The organism is Acinetobacter sp. 1294596 (genome assembly GCF_000582925.1).
GTDB lineage: Bacteria > Pseudomonadota > Gammaproteobacteria > Pseudomonadales > Moraxellaceae > Acinetobacter > Acinetobacter radioresistens.
Genome location: NZ_JFCC01000148.1, coordinates 1 through 334 on the forward strand (window position 1 = coordinate 1; position 334 = coordinate 334).

General features: G+C 40.7%; 1 pseudogene. It reads left to right on the forward strand.

The window, feature by feature from the left end:
- Nucleotides 1-334 (forward strand): annotated as a pseudogene (locus tag J502_RS17055) (type IV secretory system conjugative DNA transfer family protein); the annotation flags it as partial.

Here is a 334-nt window from a genome sequence, read left to right on the forward strand (position 1 = left end):
GTGTTGAACGAATAAAAAAAGAGTCTGCCGAAGGCTATGGGACATTGTTAAGCGAATTAAAGCGTGGATTTGAAAATAAAACGCCATTAATTGCCTTTACGGATCAGACTTTACCCAAAAAGCAAATTAAAGAGATGGAACAAAAATATCTTGATTGGTCGTTCCATCGTGAAAGTCTAAGGGTGACAAATGAAGATCGGGGCATTGTGTTAGGCGCACCTGGTTCAGGTAAAACAACGTTTTTAATCTCTCAAATCGTGGAGTGGATGAAGTCGGGTCGTAGCTTCGTTGCAACAGACGTAAAGCCAGAAATTTGGGCGATTCTCAAAGCAAA